Here is a 15,967-nt window from a genome sequence, read left to right as displayed (position 1 = left end):
CTGCCCTCGTGAGCGACTGGGGGAAGGTCCGCCTGCACGTGGTCACCGGCAAAGGTGGCACCGGCAAGTCCACCGTCGCGTCCGCGCTCGCCCTCGCGCTGGCCACCCGCGGCAAGAACGTGCTGCTGTGCGAGGTCGAGGGGCGCCAGGGCATCGCCCGGATGTTCGACGTCGATCCGCTGCCCTACCAGGAGCGGCGGCTCACCACCGGCCTCCCCGACGCCGACGGCGGCCGGGGCGTCGTCCACGCGCTCCACATCGACGCCGAGTCGGCGCTGCTCGAGTACCTCTCGATGTACTACCGCCTCGGTCGCGCCGGCAAGGCGCTCGACCGGTTCGGCGTCATCGAGTTCGCGACCACGATCGCGCCCGGCGTCCGCGACGTGCTGCTGACCGGCAAGGTCTACGAGGCCGTGCAGCGCAACAGCCGCAACAAGGGCGCCATCGAGTACGACGCCGTGGTGCTCGACGCGCCGCCCACCGGCCGGATCACCCAGTTCCTCAACGTCAGCAACGAGCTCGCCGGGCTGGCCAAGGTCGGCCCGATCAAGTCGCAGTCCGACACGATGATGACGCTCTTCCGCTCCCCGCGGACCGCCGTGCACCTGGTCACCGTGCTCGAGGAGATGCCGGTCCAGGAGACCGCCGACGGCATCACCGAGCTGCGCGCCGCACGGCTCCCCGTCGGCGGCGTCGTCGTCAACCAGGTCCGCCCGCGCGACCTCACCGACGAGCAGCTCTCCGCGGCCCGGGCCGGCACCCTCGACCGGACCCGGATCGAGCAGGACCTCACCGACGGCGGGCTCGAGGTCGGTCCCGGTCTCGTCGACGGGCTGCTCGCCGAGGCCGCCGACCACGCCGAGCGCCGCGCGCTCGAGGACTCCCAGCGCGACCTCGTCGCCGCGCTGGACGTGCCGTCGTACGAGCTGCCGCGGATGGCGGGCGGGATCGACCTCGGCGGGCTCTACGAGCTCGCCGGACTCCTCCGAGAGCAGGGGATGGCGTAGTCATGGCACGCAGCTCCACCCAGCGCCCCTCCCGCGTCGGCCCCGCCACCGCGCCCGGCCGCCGCGCCGGCGCGCTCGACGTCGACGCGCTCCTCGACGACCCCACCACCGGCATCATCGTGTGCTGCGGCTCGGGCGGCGTCGGCAAGACCACCACCAGTGCCGCGCTCGCGCTGCGCGCGGCCGAGCGGGGCCGCAAGGTCGTCGTCCTCACCATCGACCCGGCGCGCCGGCTCGCCCAGTCGATGGGCATCGAGGAGCTCGACAACACCCCACGCCCGGTCACCGGCGTCGAGGGCACGGGCAGCCTCGACGCGATGATGCTCGACATGAAGCGCACCTTCGACGAGGTGGTGCTCTCCCAGGCCAGCCCCGAGAAGGCGCAGCAGATCCTGGCCAACCCGTTCTACATCGCGCTGTCGAGCTCGTTCGCGGGCACGCAGGAGTACATGGCGATGGAGAAGCTCGGCCAGATTCACCGAGATGCGCAGGCGTCCGGCACGTACGACCTGATCGTGGTCGACACCCCGCCGTCGCGCTCGGCGCTCGACTTCCTCGACGCGCCCGAGCGGCTCTCGAGCTTCCTCGACGGCCGCTTCGTCCGGCTGCTGCTGGTGCCCGCGAAGGGACCGGCCAAGCTGATGACGGCCGGCCTCGGCCTCATCACCAACGCGCTGACCAAGGTGCTCGGCGCCCAGTTCCTCAAGGACCTGCAGACGTTCGTGACCGCGCTCGACACCGTCTTCGGCGGCTTCCGCCAGCGCGCGCAGCAGACCTACTCGCTGCTCAAGGCCGACGGCACGGCGTTCCTCGTGGTCGCCGCTCCCGAGCCCGACGCGCTGCGCGAGGCCGAGTACTTCGTCGAGCGGCTCAGCGAGGACGACATGCCCCTCGCGGGGCTCGTCGTCAACCGCGCCAGCCCCGACCCCGGCGGCGAGCTGTCCGCCGACGAGGCGATGACCGCGGCGGAGCGGCTGCGTCGTACCGACCCCGCGTCGCTGACCGCCGGACTCCTCCGGCTGCACGCCGACCGCGTGCGCATGGTGCAGCGCGAGCGCGCGCTCCGGGACCGGTTCGCGACCGCGCACCCGCAGGTGGCGACGGCCGTCGTACCGGCCCTGGCCGGAGACGTCCACGACCTCCACGGCCTGCGCACCGTCGGTGCGCTCCTCGGTCAGACGGTCGCGGGGTCCTGACGGTCCCGCGCGTCCTCGAGGACCTTGCGCCACGAGGCCTGCGGGCGGCGGCGCAGGAGCGCGCGGCGCTCCCGTTCCGTCATTCCGCCCCAGACACCCCACTCGATCTGGTTGTCGAGTGCCTCGGCGAGGCACTCGGTGCGCACGGCACAGCCGGCGCAGACCTGCTTGGCCTTGTTCTGCTCCGCCCCACGGACGAAGAGCTGGTCGGGCTGCTGGTCCCGGCAGGCAGCACGAGGCGCCCAGTCATCTACCCACATAGTTGTCCCCTGAATGGTTCCCACATCCGAGGAGCCAGCACCCCCACAGCGCTTGGTTCTCCTCGACCGAATCAAAGTAAAGGAGTATCGCCAATACCGACACCGCTCATTGGGCCCAACCTCTCTAGTCACAATGGACTACGAGCGGTGGGGCGGAGCGACTTCGGCGACTCGGAGCGATGAGGGCCCGTCCCGTACCCTGAGCCGCATGTCCCGCACCCGGTTCGACGGTCTGCCGCCCGGAAAGATCGCCTCCCACCTCGGCGTCATGCTCCTCGTCGCCGCCGTGCTCGGCGTCGTCGTGGCCGGTCTCGCGATCCCGTTCGCCGGCGTGGTCGGCTTCTCGGCCCGCAACGTGGCCGAGTCCGTGGACGACCTCCCGCAGGAGCTCGAGACCGAGCAGCTCCCGCAGCGGACCGAGATCGAGGACATCAACGGCAAGACCATCGCGACCCTCTACGACCAGAACCGGGTCAACGTCCCGCTCCGCCAGATCTCGCGGACCATGGTCGAGGCGATCGTCGCCATCGAGGACTTCCGCTTCTACCAGCACGGCGCGCTCGACCTCAAGGGCACGATGCGCGCGCTGCTCACCAACCAGGCCTCCGGCGGCGTCGCCCAGGGTGGCTCCTCGATCACCCAGCAGCTGGTCAAGCTGACCCTGCTCAACCAGGCCGACACCGACGAGGAGCGCAAGGCCGCCACCGACGACACCTACGGCCGCAAGCTCCGCGAGCTGCGCTACGCCATCGCCCTCGAGAAGCGCCACAGCAAGGACTGGATCCTCGAGCGCTACCTCAACACGGCCTACTTCGGCGACGGCGCGTACGGCGTCCAGGCCGCGGCGCAGCACTACTTCAGCGTCAACGCCAAGGACCTCAACCTCCGCCAGGCCGCCCTCCTCGGCGGTCTGGTGCAGAGCCCCGAGGCGTACAACCCGACCAAGAACCCCGCGCAGGCGACCGTCCGCCGCAACATCGTGCTCGACCGGATGGCCCAGCTCAACGTCGTCTCCGAGGCCGACGCCGACGCCGCCAAGGCCAAGAAGCTCGGTCTCAAGGTCAAGAACCAGCCCAACGGCTGCCTCAACTCCGGCGCCCAGTTCTTCTGCGACTACGTCGTGCGCTGGCTCATGACCGACGACGCCCTCGGCGCCACCACCCAGGACCGCAAGCGGCTCATCTTCAACGGCGGCCTGACCATCCGGACCACCATCGACATGCGCTACCAGCGCGCCGCCCAGCAGGGTGTCTCCGGCCAGGTCTACAAGGGCGACCAGGCCGTCGGCGCGCTCGCCCTGATCGAGCCCGGCACCGGCAACGTCAAGGCGCTCGCGCAGTCGCGCCCCATGGGCACCCGCAAGGGCGAGACCTTCCTCAACTACGTCGTCCCGAAGAAGTACGGCGACGCCAACGGCGCCCAGGCCGGCTCGACGTTCAAGGCCTTCGTGCTCGCCGCCGCGATCAGCCAGGGCATCCCCCTGACCAAGACCTTCCCGGCGCCCAACCCGGGCTACTTCCCCGAGAACAAGTTCGAGACCTGCGACGGCCCCTACCAGAGCAGCGGCGTGTGGGAGCCGAAGAACTCCACGAGCTCGTCGGCCAACCCGAACCTCTACGAGGGCACCCGCAACTCGGTCAACACGTTCTTCGTGAACCTCGAGCTCGCCACCGGCATCTGCGAGCCCTACAAGCTGGCCAAGCAGATGGGCATCCGCTCGCTGACGAAGGACAACATCAAGCCGTCCTTCACCCTCGGCGTCGTCGACGTGAGCCCGCTCGACATGGCCGAGGCGTACTCGACCTTCGCCGCCCGCGGCCTGCACTGCGACGCCCGACCGGTCACCCAGATCGCCGACGCCCAGGGCAACGTGCTCAAGAAGTACGACAAGCAGTGCACCCAGGTGCTCGCCAGCCCCGTCGCCGACGCGGTCTCCGACGTCCTGCGCGGCGTCGTCGAGCCCGGCGGCTTCGGCTCCGCGCTCAACCCGGGCCAGCCCGCGGCCGGCAAGACCGGAACCACCAACGGCAACTACTCGGTCTGGTTCGCCGGCTACACCCCCAACCTGGCCGGGGCCGCGATGGTCGCGGGCGTCAAGCCCAACGGCAACCAGCAGACGCTCGACGGCAAGTCCATCGGCGGCTACGTCCGGGCCAGCACCGCGGGCTCGACCACCGCAGGCCCGATGTGGGGTGACGCCTTCAAGGCGATCGCGCCGCTGCTTCCCGACGAGAACTTCGTCAGGCCGTCGTCCACCGACGTCGCCGGGCTGCTCGTCACCGTGCCGCCCGTCGCCGGCAAGACCTACGACGACGCCCGCGCCGAGCTCGAGGCCCTGGGCTTCACCGTGGCCCGCGGCGGCTCGGTCGACTCCCGGCTGGCCCGCGGCCTGATCTCCTACTCGTCCCCCGGCGCCGGCGGCCAGCTCGCCACCGGCGACACCGTGACCCTGTATCCCTCCGACGGGTCCCCGGCCAAGCCCAAGGGCAACGGCAAGGGCAAGAAGGGCAAGGGCAAGAAGGGGCGCGGCAACGGCTGACGCCGCCGCATCACCGGGCTACCGCGACGACCACAGGTCGACGAGGTAGGGCAGCGGGTACACCGCGAGCGCCACGAGCCACAGCCACTGCTGACGGCCCGGGAGCAGGTACACCAGCGCCGCGTTGCAGCCGGCGAACAGGACGGCGATCAGCCCGCCGCAGACGATCGCGGCAGCGCGGTAGAAGCCCGGGTCGGTGTTGTGCTCGGTGATGACCTGGCCGAACCAGGTCACCGACACCTCGAGCACGACGAAGGCCGCCGGCAGCAGCGTCACGTACCCGAGCACGACGTTGAGGGCGCCGGTGGCGACGACCGAGAGGGCCGCCGGCGCCCACCGCCGGGGCACGGCCTCGGTGTGCTCGACGCTCATCCCCCGAGGATGGCACGCCCCGGAAGCCGGAACCCGCTCGTGACTTGACCTTGCCCCACGGGTCAAGGTCTACCGTCGTCCCGTGCTCATCAAGGACCTCGCCGAACGCGCCGGCGTCAGCGTCAAGGCGGTGCGCTACTACGAGTCCCGCGGGCTCCTCGCGCCCGCTCGGTCGGCCAACGGCTACCGGGACTACGACGCCGCCGACGTGCTCGTCGTCCGGGAGATCCGGGCGCTGCTGTCGCTCGGCCTCACCGCCGACGAGACGGTGCCCTTCGTCGAGTGCCTGCGCGCCGGCAACGACCGGGCTGACGTGTGCCCGGCGTCCCTGGACGCCTACCGGCTGCGGATCGCCGAGATCGACGAGCGCATCACCGAGCTGAGCCGGCTGCGCGGGGAGCTCTCCGGGCTCCTCGCCGACGCCGAGAGCTACCGAACCGAGGAGGACGCATGACCGCCACGACGACCCTGCCCGAGATCACCGACGCCGACTTCGCGAGCGAGGTGCTGGGCTCCGACGTACCCGTGCTGGTGGAGTTCTGGGCGCAGTGGTGCGGCCCCTGCCACCAGGTCGCACCCGTGCTCGCGGCGATCGCCGCCGAGCGCGCCGGCGCCCTGCGCGTGGTCAAGGTCAACAGCGACGAGAACCCCGTCACCTCCGCGCACTACCGCGTGATGGGCCTGCCGACGATGATCGTCTTCCGCGACGGCGAGCCCGTGCACGAGCTGCGCGGGGCGCGGCCCAAGGCGGCGCTCGACCGGGAGCTCGACCACGTCCTGGCCGGCTGATCCTGGAATAGCGGCCGTCGTCGTGATCTTGTGGAGACATGACTCTTCAAGGTGAGTACGAGCCGAGCTCGCAGAAGTGGGTCCGCGACCAGGTCGCGGCCTACGAGGCCTCCGGGGGCCGCGAGGCCAACACCCTCCAGGGCGGCAAGGACCCGATCGTGGTGATCACCTCGGTCGGCGCCAAGTCCGGCAAGCTCCGCAAGAACCCCGTCATGCGCGTCGAGAAGGACGGCGTCTACGCCGCCATCGCCTCCAAGGGCGGCGCCCCCGAGAACCCCAGCTGGTACGCCAACTTCGTCGCCCACCCGGTCGTCGACCTGCAGGACGGCCCCGAGCCGAGGTCCTACACGGTCCGCGTCGCCGAGGGCGAGGAGCGCCGGCAGTGGTGGGACCACGCCGTCGCCACCTGGCCGACCTATGCGTCGTACCAGGAGAAGACGGACCGCGAGATCCCCGTGTTCCTGCTGGAGCCCACCGACGCCTGATCTGCCAGCCCGCCGAAGTGCGCCGGTTGCGGGGTCGAGATCCACACCTCGGACCCGCAACCGGCGCACTTCGTGGCGTGGTCAGGCGGTGGCGATGGTGACCGCGAGCCCGCAGAGGTGACCCAGGCGGGCGATCTCGGACTCGGCGTACTCGGGGCCGCCGCGGCGGCCGATGACGACGATCTCGTTGCCGTCGAGGCGGGCTGCGGCGAAGAGGGTGACCTCGTCCTCGGGGGCCTCGAGGCGGGTCGGGGACTCGATCTCGACGAACTCGAGGACGTCGGGGGCGGCGCTGGTGCCGTAGACGACGCCCTTGGCACGGTGCACCCGGGCGGCCCAGTCGACGCGGAAGGTCGCGGGCAGGAGGTCGATCAGCTTGTCGAAGTCGCCGGCGGCGGTGGTGAGCTCCTCGACCGCCTCGAGGTCCATCATCAGGTTGCCGCCGGCCGGGTAGCGGCTGACGAAGAGCACCTCGACGTCGTCGAGGGCGTTGCAGGCGGAGACGACGGAGTCGGGCATCATGCCCTGCTCCAGCTCGAGGAGCACGTCGTCGACCGCGGTGCCGTCGGAGCGCTTCTCGACGATCTCGATCGCCTCGATGTCGCCGCCCGCCATACCGATGGCCGTCGCCACGCGACCCAGCGAACCGGGGACGTCGGGCAGCAGCACGCGCAGCAGGAACGGCATGAACTCGACACTAACCCGCCCGTGTTTCGCCGACGTGGCGGGCCCACCGGTTGGGCACGACCCGGTCGCGGCCGGGTCAGGCGGGGGCGAGGCGCTGGCGCAGGCCGGTGGCGCGCTGCGCGGTGGTGCCGACCGCGGCGCGTACGGCGGCCTCGGAGCCGACGACGAGCACGCTCTCGCGCGCCCGGGTGACCGCGGTGTAGAACAGCTCGCGGGTCAGCAGCCGCGAGCCCTCGTCGGGCAGCAGCACCGCGATCCGGGTGGCCTGGCTGCCCTGGCTCTTGTGGATGGTCATCGCGTGCATCGTCTCGATCGCGTCGAGCCGGCCGGGGGCGAAGGGGCGCGGGACGCCGGCCCCGGCGATCCAGGCGCGGGGGCGCCCGGACGGGTCGGCGACGACGACGCCGGTCTCGCCGTTGTAGATGTCGAGCGCGTAGTCGTTGGTGGTGACGAGCAGGGGACGGCCGGCGTACCAGGCGGAGCCGAGGGGCGCGGCGAGCTCGGCGGCGAGCCACTGCTCGACGTGCCGGTTCCAGACGTGGACGCCGTAGGGCCCGTCGCGGTGCGCACAGAGCAGCCGGAAGCGCTCGATCTCGGCGAGGGCCGCCTCGGGCCCGCGCTCGACCGCGGCCTCGCGGACCCGGACCGCCGCCGCCGTGCACTCGTCGCGGAGGGCCTCGACCGGGTCGTCGGTCTCGACGTAGGCCACCTCGCCGGTGCCGGCCCGCAGGACGGCGAGCACCCGGTCGGCCGCGTGGGGCGAGTCGTCGCGCAGCGCGGCGGCGAGGTCCTTGATCTGCTCGGTGGAGCGGTGGTTCTCGGTGAGCGCGACGACCGGCGAGTCCGGGTGGCCGGCGAAGCCGGCGACGAGGTCGGAGAGCACCGCGCCCGCGCCGACGGAGGTGAGCTGGCGCGGGTCGCCGACGAGGACGAGCCGGGTCTCGGGACGGACCGCCTCGAGCAGCCGGGCCATCATCGTCAGGTCGACCATCGACGCCTCGTCGACGACCACCAGGTCGTACTTGAGCCGGTCGTCGCGGCCGTGCCGGAACCGGGTGGTGTTGTCGGGGCGCCAGCCGAGCAGGCGGTGCAGCGTCATCGCCTCGGGTACGGCGACCTGGTGCTCCCCGTCACCGAGTGCCCCCAGCGCCGCGAGCTCGGCACCCACCGCCTCGTGCAGCCGGGTCGCGGCCTTGCCGGTGGGCGCGGCGAGCGCCACCGACATCCGCCGCTGGTGGGCGACCGCGAACTGGTCGGCGAGCGCGAGGACGAGGCGGGCGACCGTGGTGGTCTTGCCGGTGCCGGGCCCGCCGGTGAGGACCGTCGTCCGGTGCCGCGCGGCGTGCTCGACCGCGGCGGCCTGCTCGGGGCTGAGGTGCGCGCCGCTGACCCGGCGCAGCGTGTCGGCGAGCACGGCGTCGTCGACGGCGGGCGGGCCGAGCGCGATCCGGGCGGCGAGGTCGTCGGCGACCTGCCGCTCGAGGCGGTGGTAGCGGTCGAGGTAGACCAGGTCGTGCTCGACGTGGAGCACCCCGGCGGCGACGAGGGCGGAGCCCTCGATCGCGGCAGTCCACGCGGCGGGCTCGGGCCAGGACAGGTCGGCCGTGCGGTCGAGCTCGGCGAGGTCGGGCAGCGCGGCGAGGTCGAGACCGACCGAGCCCGCCCGCACCGAGCGGACGGCGAGCGCGGCCGCGAGCCGGACCCGCTCGTCGTCCTCGTGGGCGAGCGCGGCCACCCGCTCGGCGACCCGTACGTCGGCCGCGTCGACCACGCCCGCCGCGTTGAACGCGCCGAGCAGGCCGCCGACACCGCGGGCCAGCCGCGGGTCGTGCGGCGAGGTGGGCTCGAAGATCTCGGTCACCGGCCGGCCTCCTGGGGGGACGCGCCGTCGAGCAGGTCGGAGAGCGCGGTGACGAGGGCGACCGGCGGCTGCCAGGTGAAGACGCCCGTCGGCGCGCCGTCGACGCGGGGCGTGTCGGGCCCGCACATGCCTCGCAGGTAGAGGTAGACGACGCCGCCGAAGTGGCGTGCGGGGTCGTAGCCGGGCTGGCGCCAGCGCAGGAAGCGGTGGAGCACGACGGCGTAGAGCAGTGCCTGCAGCGGGTAGTCGGAGTGGCCCATCGCCTCGTCGAGTGCCGCGGGACGGTAGGCCCCGGCGGTCAGCGGACCGTCGAGCTCGGCGGCCATCGGGCCGAGCCAGTTGGTCTTGTAGTCGACGACGACGTAGCGGGCGTCGCCGGCGGCGTCGCGCAGCCGCAGCACGACGTCGACCGACCCGGTCAGGTAGCCGCGCAGCACCTGGCCGCCGAGCAGCGGGTGGTCGAGGTGGTCGGCGTAGGCGCGGACCGGGTCGCCCTCGGGCAGGTGCCGGCGCAGCAGCGCGGCCATGTCGCCGAGGAGCACCGTCTGCCCGGCCCGCGCGGCGGGGTCGTCGCCGCCGACGAGCGGGAGCTCGAAGTCGAGCTCGCAGAGCCGGTCGGCGGTGCCGATGGCGCGCAGCGTCGTGTCGTCGAGCAGCGGCCCCAGCGGCGTGTCGAGGACGGCGACCAGCGCGTCGGCCAGCTCGGCCGGGTCGAGGTCGACCGGCCACCAGGTCAGCTGCTCGGCGATCTGGGTGAGCAGCTCGGCACGCAGGTCGGCCACACCGGGGTCGGCGTGCTCGAGGACGCCGTGGACCAGCGAGCCGAAGGTCGCGCCGACCGGCAGCCCCGCCATCGGCGACGGGACGGCGAGCGCCGGGTCGGCCGTCGCGTCGGGCAGCACCGTGGCCGGCAGGTCGGGCAGCTCCTCGTCGTCCTTGACCGCCACCTCGGGCTCGCTGCCCACGGCGGCCGCAGCGTCGGCAGAGCCGAGGTCGACCCGGCTGAGCGCCGAGTAGGACGTGCGGCGCCACTCGGTGTCGACGCTGCGGGTGAACGTGCGGGCGGCGAGCGCGGCGGACGGCTCGTCGGGGAGCGCGGTGGTGAGCGGCACCGGCTCGGCGACCTCGGGCTGGGGCCCGCCCCGGTCGCGCCAGGTGGCGAACAGGTGGGTGACGGCGTCCTCGTCGGGCAGCGGCGGGAGCGGCGGCACCTCGGCCCGCAGCCCGGACCCGTCGGCCGCGGGCTCGCGCAGCAGCAGCCGGTGGAGCGGCGAGGCCTCGGCATTGCGGGTCGGCGCCCACCACGCCACGACCTGGCTCTGGGCGCGGGTGAGCGCGACGTAGAGCAGCCGCAGCCACTCGCCCGCTTCTTCGTCGGCCCAGCGCCGGCAGTGCTCGGCCCAGTGCGGGCCGGAGCCGCCGACGTCGAGGCTGCGCCGCCCGTCGGCGTCGTGGAAGAGCGGCCGGTCGGGCTTGCCGACCCAGCGGTCGGCGAGCGAGGGCAGGTAGACGACCGGGTACTGCAGGCCCTTGCTCGCGTGGATCGTCACGAGCTGGACCGCGTCGGCGTCGGAGTCGAGCCGGCGGGTCCGCTCGGTGCCGCGGCCCTCGCGCGCCTCGAGCACCTGCTGGCGCAGCCAGGCGAGCAGCGCCACCGCGCCGAGCTGGTCGCGCTGGGCGACCTCGTGGAGCACCTCGCCGACGTGGCGGATGTCGGTCAGGGTCCGCTCGCCGCCGACCTGGCCGAGCAGCCGGGCCGGCAGCCCGCCCGACGTCGCAGCCTCGAGGACGGCGGCGACGCCGCGCCGGGCCAGCGCCTCGGACCACGACCGCAGCCGGTCGCCCAGCTCGTCGGAGAGGTCGTCGCCGCCGGCGTCGAGCCCGGTGGCGTCGTAGTCGAGGAAGCAGGTGAGCGCCGCCGCCCGGACCCGTGGCGTGCGGTGCGGCTGCTCGAGCGCCTCGAGCAGCGAGAGCCACTCGGTGGCGGCGGGCGTCGCGAAGACGCTGCCGCCGCCGGCGATGACGGCCGGGACGCCGACGTCGAGCAGGGCCGCGCGGGCGGCCGCCAGGTCGGCGTGGCGGTAGCAGATCACCGCGACGTCGTCGGGGCGCAGCGGGCGGCCGTCGAAGACCGGCTCGGCCGCGAGCAGCTCGCGGACGTCGTGGGCCAGGTCGCGCGCGATGTGCGGACGGACCTTGGCCACCGGCAGCGCCGTCGTGCCGCGCTTGCCGAACGTCTCGCGCCGCACCACCCGCAGCCGGAAGGGCGCGGGCCGTGGGGCCCCGGTGAGCCGGGACTCCTGGTGGTGCGCGGTCACGTCGTGGACGACGATGCGCGGGTCGCCGAGCTCGGCGCCCCCGAGGAGCTGCTGGAAGGCGCCGATCAGACCGGCGTCGCTGCGCCGGTTGACGCCCAGGGTCTGCTTGACCTGGGCCGTCTCGGCGGCGGCGAGGTAGGTCGTCACGTCTCCCCCGCGGAAGGCGTAGATCGCCTGCTTGGGGTCGCCGATGAGCACCATGGTCGCGTGACCGGTGAACGCCCGGTCGAACACCTGCCACTGCACGGGGTCGGTGTCCTGGAACTCGTCGACGAGCACGATGCGCCAGCGGGCGCGCATCCGCGCGCGGGCCGGGGACGCCGGGTGCTCGAGCGCCTCGGCAAGCTGCGAGAGCAGGTCGTCGTAGGACAGCACACCGAGCCGGCGCTTGCGCCGGTCGAGCTCGGCCCGCACGGCCGTGGCGAAGGCGACCTTGCGCCCGGCCGGCTGGTCGCGCGGGACGTCGGTGGGCTCGAGGTGGGCCTGCGGGTCGGCGACCACGGTCCGCGCGATGGCGAGCGCCTCGGCGTGGGTGAACGCCGGCGCCTCGCTGGTCTGGGCGAACGCCCGCAGGTAGAGGTCGTCGACGACCTCGACCAGCATGTCGTCGAGGTTGTCGACCAGCCGGGCCCGCGCGTCGGTGTCGCCCGCGACGCCCAGCGAGTCGAGCACCAGCGAGCAGAACTGGTGGATCGTGGCGATCGTGGCGGCGTCGAAGTCGGCCAGCGCCTGCGCCACCCGCCGGTGCCGGAGCCGCCGCTCGTCGGGCGTGCCGTCGAGGAGCTGCTCGATGACGTCGGTCGGCTCGTCGCCCGGAGCACCGGCCAGCGCCCGCTCGGCCTCGACCAGCTGGTGCCGGACCTGCTCGCGCAGCTCCTGGCTCGCCGCTCGCCCGAACGTGACGACGAGCAGCTGCTCGAGCGGCACGCCCTCCTCGGCGACGTAGCGGGTGACCAGGGCGCCGATCGTCCAGGTCTTGCCGGTGCCGGCGCTGGCCTCGAGCAGGGTGGTGCCGGTGGGCAGCGGGCCGCGGATGTCGAACGGCGTCATCGGGGTGTTCATAGCTGACCCACCCTCTCGGCACCGGCGAGGAGCGGCTCCCACAGCGTCCAGGCGTAGGACGCCAGCCCGGCGTCGACGAGCGCGGTCACCGGCGCGGAGTGCCCGTAGATGCGGCGGTGGGCGGGGTCGTCGTCCTCGCCCTTGATGCCCCACTGGTTGAACCGGTCGGTCACCCAGGCGCGTGCGGCGGCCTCGACGGGCTCGATGTCCATGCCGCGCAGCTCCTTGGCGCGGGCGTCGGCCCAGGCGTAGGCGGTGTCCAGGGGCATCGGCAGCGGCCGGGTGAGCCCCTCGTCGTAGAGCGCGACGAGGGCGTGGAGCCACTCGGTCGCCCGGTGGTCGAGAGGACCGACGAGCGCGCGCTGCGGACCGGCCTTGGCCCGGGCCACGGCGTGGCCGGTCCAGTTCTCGTCGGGGTGGGTGGCGCTGAGCGCGAGGACGTCGAGCCAGGAGGCCAGCCGCTGCTTGGGCTTGAGCCGGGAGTAGGACAGCGAGACGACCTGGTTGCCGTGGACCCGCGGGACGGTGCCGGTGAGCCGGCGTCCGCCGCCCAGGTCGACGTCGATGTCGATGGTGCGGGGCGTGCCGGTGCGCAACGGGGCGCTGCGGGCGAACAGCTCCTGGCACTCCTTGACCACGCCGGTCAGCGCGGCCCGCCCGAGGTCGAAGGGCGGCAGGGAGCCGCGCAGCTGCTCGGCGGTCATCACGGCGGTCGCGGTCGCGGCCGGGTCGTCGGCGGCGAGCACCTCGCGCAGCAGCCGGTCGCCGATCTGCCAGACCTCGAGGCCGTTGAGGGCGACGGGGATCGCGTCGGCGACCTGGTCGGGCTCGAACGGTGTCGCGACGTCGAGCCGCTGCCGGAGGAACGTCCGCGCCGGGCGGTGCACGAAGCCGACCAGGTCGGCGAGCGCGACGTCGCCGCCCGCGGCAGGCGCCGGCGGCAGCGGGTCGGCGAGGAAGGGGGGCACCGGCGTCCGCTCGCGGACCGCGGCCCGGGCGCCGGCCAGCGAGGCCCGGTCGAAGCTGAACGGTCCGGTGCCCAGCAGGGCCCCGGCGGCGTGGTTGCGCGGGTCGAAGGCCTGGAGCGGGTGCCGGACGACGACCGCGTCGCGCACCGGAGCGGCGGCCGTGCGGTCGAGCGCGTCGACCAGCTCGCCCAGCGGTACGGCGGGCGGCCGCTCCTGGCCCGTGTGCTCGGCGGCGCCGGTGTAGGTGATGATCAGCCGCTCGCCCGCCGCGAGGACGGCGTCGAGGAGGAGCTGGCGGTCCTCGCCGCGCAGGTCGCGCTCGCCGACGAGCGGGCGCCGGGCCAGGACGTCGTCGCCGTCGACGCCGCTGGTGCGCGGGAACACGCCGTCGTCGAGGCCGACCAGGCAGACCACCCGGTGCGGCACCGAGCGCATCGGGACCATCGTGCAGACGGTGAGCGTTCCGGTGCGGAAGTTGGCGCGCGTGGGCCGCCCCGCGAGCCGGGCCTGGAGCAGCGCGCGGACGTCGGCCAGCCGCAGCGGGACGTCGGGGTCGCTCTCGTCGGCGCTCGCCCGGGCCCGCGCGAGCTCGCGCTCGAACTGCGGCAGCTGCCAGGCGTCGTCGGCGTCGACCTCGCACAGGTCGCGCACGCCGTCGGCGATCGCCGCGAACCAGGCGTCGGCGGCCTGCGCCCGGTCGAGCGCGTCGAGACAGCCGGCGAGCCGGGCGACGGCCTCGCTGAGCCGGCCGACCAGCTCGATCTCGCCGCTGGCGATGTCGTCGACGGGCAGCCCGCGCCCGACGTGGCGGTGGTCGTCGTCGCTCATCGCGACGCCGAGCAGGAGCCGGTCGAGCCCGGCCCGCCAGGTGTTGTGCTCGAAGCCCTCCATCGCGTAGGACGCCCGGTGGCCCGCGTCGACGCCCCAGCGGATGCCGGCCTCGGCGACCCAGCGCGTCATCCGCGCCAGGTCGTCGTCACCGAACCCGAACCGGCGCCGGCACACCGCCCGCGAGAGCAGGTCGAGCACCTGGGAGGCGGTGGCCCGGCCGCCGGCGAGCTCGACGAGCGCGACCGCCACGCCGAGCAGCGGGTTGGTGCTGCTGGCCGCGCGGTCGGCCAGCCGGACCCGCAGCCGGTGGGCGGGGTGCAGGGCGTCGTCGGCGTGCTCGTCGCCGATCAGCTCGCCCAGGCCGAAGCCGGCCGAGATGAGCGGCGCGTAGGTCTCGATGTCGGGGCACATCACGACGATGTCGCGGGGCTCGAGGGTCGGGTCGTCCTCGAGCAGACCGACCAGCAGCTCGCGCAGGACCTCGATCTGCCGGGCCGGACCGTGGCAGGCGTGGACCTGGACCGACCGGTCGTCGGCCGCGAGCACGCGCCCCGACCGCGCCTCGGCGTCGGGCGCCCGGTTGGCACGCAGGTCGGCCTGGAGCCAGCCGAGCAGGCCGGCGGGCGGGGCCGGGTCGGGCGCCGCCCCCGCGTCGTCGGCCTGGCCGGCGCGCACCCGGGCGCTCAGCACCGTCGCCAGCTCGCGCGCGTCGCGCCCCAGCGAGGCGAGCAGCGGGTTCTCGGCGAGCTCGGCGGTGCTCGACGTGTCGCGCGGCCCGACCTCGACGCCCGCCGCCGCGACGGCGTCCCACAGCGCGGCCGACGGCTGCGACAGCCACAGGTGGACGTCGCGGTGGGCGGCCAGCGCGACGAGGAGGTCGATCTCGGTCGCGGGCAGCCGGGTGTGGCCGAACAGCGACAGCCGGTCGGGCAGGTCGAGCCCGTCGACGGTGCCGGCGAGCAGCGCCGCGCAGACCCGCTCGTGGCGCACGTCGGGCGCCTCGTCGTGCCCGGCCTCCGCCATCCGCACCAGCAGCCGCCGCCACAGCTCGGCCTCCCAGCGCAGGTCGTCGGCCAGCGGCGCGCCCGCGCCGTCGGTGTCGCGGCCCTCGCGCCAGTCGCGCACGAGCGCCGGCCGCTGGACGGCGTAGGACGTGAGGCGCTCGGCCAGCCGCCGGGCGACCGACCACCGGCGGCTGCGCCGCAGCTCGCCCTCCTCGCCGTCGACCCCGTGCCCGAGGTGGGTCGCGAGCGTCGCGCACCACGGCTCGCCGAGGTTGTCGTCGATCGTCGCCAGCAGCGGCCAGACCAGGCGGTCGGGCTGCCACGGATCGTCGCGGTCGCGGCCCAGCAGCAGCCCCACGAGCGAGGCCGGCTGGAGGAAGCGCACCCCCGCGCACACCCCGTCGCCCCCGCGCGCGCCCGCACCGAGCCGGTGCGAGAGGCGCTGGGTGAGCCACCGCTCCACCCCGCGCGCGGGCACCACGACGACCTCGCTCGCGAACGGGTCGTCGAGCGGCGTCGCGAGCAGCCCGCCGAGCTCGTCGGCGAGCAGGTCGGTCCGCGCGGCGCGGTGCAGGTGAAGGGTCATCG

General features: G+C 74.1%; 12 protein-coding genes. 6 read left to right on the top strand and 6 right to left on the bottom strand.

Annotated elements, in window-relative coordinates; all coding sequences use genetic code 11:
• Positions 1-8 precede the first annotated feature (8 nt).
• Together bagA and bagB are read left to right on the top strand one after the other, a co-directional pair.
• The gene (gene bagA / locus BM223_RS21150; RefSeq protein ID WP_038676532.1) at positions 9-1,007 is read left to right on the top strand and encodes an ATPase BagA; all 999 of its coding nucleotides are present in this window, start codon (positions 9-11) and stop codon (positions 1,005-1,007) included.
• Between the two features lie 2 nt (positions 1,008-1,009).
• Positions 1,010-2,203, top strand: a complete 1,194-nt coding sequence (bagB, locus tag BM223_RS21145) for an ArsA family ATPase (protein WP_038676530.1) — start codon at positions 1,010-1,012, stop codon at positions 2,201-2,203.
• Here bagB and BM223_RS21140 read toward each other — a convergent pair.
• Positions 2,182-2,463 carry a WhiB family transcriptional regulator gene (locus tag BM223_RS21140; protein ID WP_038683329.1) on the bottom strand — a complete coding sequence of 94 codons (282 nt, stop codon included), beginning with the start codon at positions 2,461-2,463 and terminating at the stop codon, positions 2,182-2,184. The two genes, bagB and BM223_RS21140, sit on opposite strands and share 22 nt — an antisense overlap.
• 208 nt (positions 2,464-2,671) lie before the next feature.
• Here BM223_RS21140 and BM223_RS21135 point away from each other — a divergent pair, with 208 nt between their 5' ends.
• Positions 2,672-5,002, top strand: a complete 2,331-nt coding sequence (locus BM223_RS21135; RefSeq protein WP_052138177.1) for a transglycosylase domain-containing protein — start codon at positions 2,672-2,674, stop codon at positions 5,000-5,002.
• 18 nt (positions 5,003-5,020) lie between these two features.
• Here the strand turns inward: BM223_RS21135 and BM223_RS21130 are convergent, their stop codons facing one another.
• Complete coding sequence (locus tag BM223_RS21130; protein ID WP_038676527.1) at positions 5,021-5,374, bottom strand: hypothetical protein; 354 nt, start codon at positions 5,372-5,374, stop codon at positions 5,021-5,023.
• An 82-nt stretch (positions 5,375-5,456) separates the two neighbouring features.
• Here BM223_RS21130 and BM223_RS21125 point away from each other — a divergent pair, with 82 nt between their 5' ends.
• Genes BM223_RS21125 through BM223_RS21115 form a run of 3 tightly spaced genes read left to right on the top strand, consistent with a single transcriptional unit; the run spans position 5,457 to position 6,648 of the window.
• Entirely contained in the window at positions 5,457-5,828 is a 372-nt protein-coding gene (locus tag BM223_RS21125) for a MerR family transcriptional regulator (protein WP_038676525.1), read from the top strand.
• Complete coding sequence (gene trxA, locus BM223_RS21120; RefSeq protein WP_038676523.1) at positions 5,825-6,163, top strand: thioredoxin; 339 nt, start codon at positions 5,825-5,827, stop codon at positions 6,161-6,163. Before BM223_RS21125 ends, trxA begins: the two co-directional genes overlap by 4 nt.
• A gap of 38 nt (positions 6,164-6,201) precedes the next feature.
• Positions 6,202-6,648 (top strand): nitroreductase family deazaflavin-dependent oxidoreductase, encoded by a 447-nt coding sequence (locus tag BM223_RS21115; protein ID WP_038676521.1) that lies wholly within the window; start codon positions 6,202-6,204, stop codon positions 6,646-6,648.
• Between the two features lie 81 nt (positions 6,649-6,729).
• Here the strand turns inward: BM223_RS21115 and BM223_RS21110 are convergent, their stop codons facing one another.
• From BM223_RS21110 to recC, 4 genes are all read right to left on the bottom strand, one after another.
• The gene (locus BM223_RS21110; protein WP_038676519.1) at positions 6,730-7,335 is read right to left on the bottom strand and encodes an ACT domain-containing protein; all 606 of its coding nucleotides are present in this window, start codon (positions 7,333-7,335) and stop codon (positions 6,730-6,732) included.
• 76 nt (positions 7,336-7,411) lie between these two features.
• A complete protein-coding gene (recD, locus tag BM223_RS21105) occupies positions 7,412-9,196 on the bottom strand; it encodes an exodeoxyribonuclease V subunit alpha (protein WP_082003520.1) in 1,785 nt (594 codons plus the stop codon).
• Positions 9,193-12,576 carry a UvrD-helicase domain-containing protein gene (locus tag BM223_RS21100; RefSeq protein ID WP_075018703.1) on the bottom strand — a complete coding sequence of 1,128 codons (3,384 nt, stop codon included), beginning with the start codon at positions 12,574-12,576 and terminating at the stop codon, positions 9,193-9,195. The genes recD and BM223_RS21100 overlap by 4 nt, the downstream gene beginning before the upstream one ends.
• A complete protein-coding gene (gene recC / locus BM223_RS21095) occupies positions 12,573-15,965 on the bottom strand; it encodes an exodeoxyribonuclease V subunit gamma (protein WP_038676517.1) in 3,393 nt (1,130 codons plus the stop codon). Before recC ends, BM223_RS21100 begins: the two co-directional genes overlap by 4 nt.
• Positions 15,966-15,967: the final 2 nt, after the last annotated feature.

Source organism: Pimelobacter simplex (assembly GCF_900114845.1).
Lineage (GTDB): Bacteria > Actinomycetota > Actinomycetes > Propionibacteriales > Nocardioidaceae > Nocardioides > Nocardioides simplex.
The sequence above is the reverse complement of the archived record's forward strand: the minus strand, read 5'-3'. Positions and strand labels throughout refer to the sequence as shown.

Bases quoted from the DNA above. Each gene is read 5' to 3' on its own strand.
- BM223_RS21140 (WP_038683329.1), bottom strand. From the start codon at position 2,463: ATGTGGGTAGATGACTGGGCGCCTCGTGCTGCCTGCCGGGACCAGCAG.
- BM223_RS21130 (WP_038676527.1), bottom strand. From the start codon at position 5,374: ATGAGCGTCGAGCACACCGAGGCCGTGCCCCGGCGGTGGGCGCCGGCG.
- BM223_RS21135 (WP_052138177.1), top strand. From the start codon at position 2,672: ATGTCCCGCACCCGGTTCGACGGTCTGCCGCCCGGAAAGATCGCCTCC.
- BM223_RS21110 (WP_038676519.1), bottom strand. From the start codon at position 7,335: ATGCCGTTCCTGCTGCGCGTGCTGCTGCCCGACGTCCCCGGTTCGCTG.
- bagB (WP_038676530.1), top strand. From the start codon at position 1,010: ATGGCACGCAGCTCCACCCAGCGCCCCTCCCGCGTCGGCCCCGCCACC.
- BM223_RS21115 (WP_038676521.1), top strand. From the start codon at position 6,202: ATGACTCTTCAAGGTGAGTACGAGCCGAGCTCGCAGAAGTGGGTCCGC.
- BM223_RS21100 (WP_075018703.1), bottom strand. From the start codon at position 12,576: ATGAACACCCCGATGACGCCGTTCGACATCCGCGGCCCGCTGCCCACC.
- recC (WP_038676517.1), bottom strand. From the start codon at position 15,965: ATGACCCTTCACCTGCACCGCGCCGCGCGGACCGACCTGCTCGCCGAC.
- trxA (WP_038676523.1), top strand. From the start codon at position 5,825: ATGACCGCCACGACGACCCTGCCCGAGATCACCGACGCCGACTTCGCG.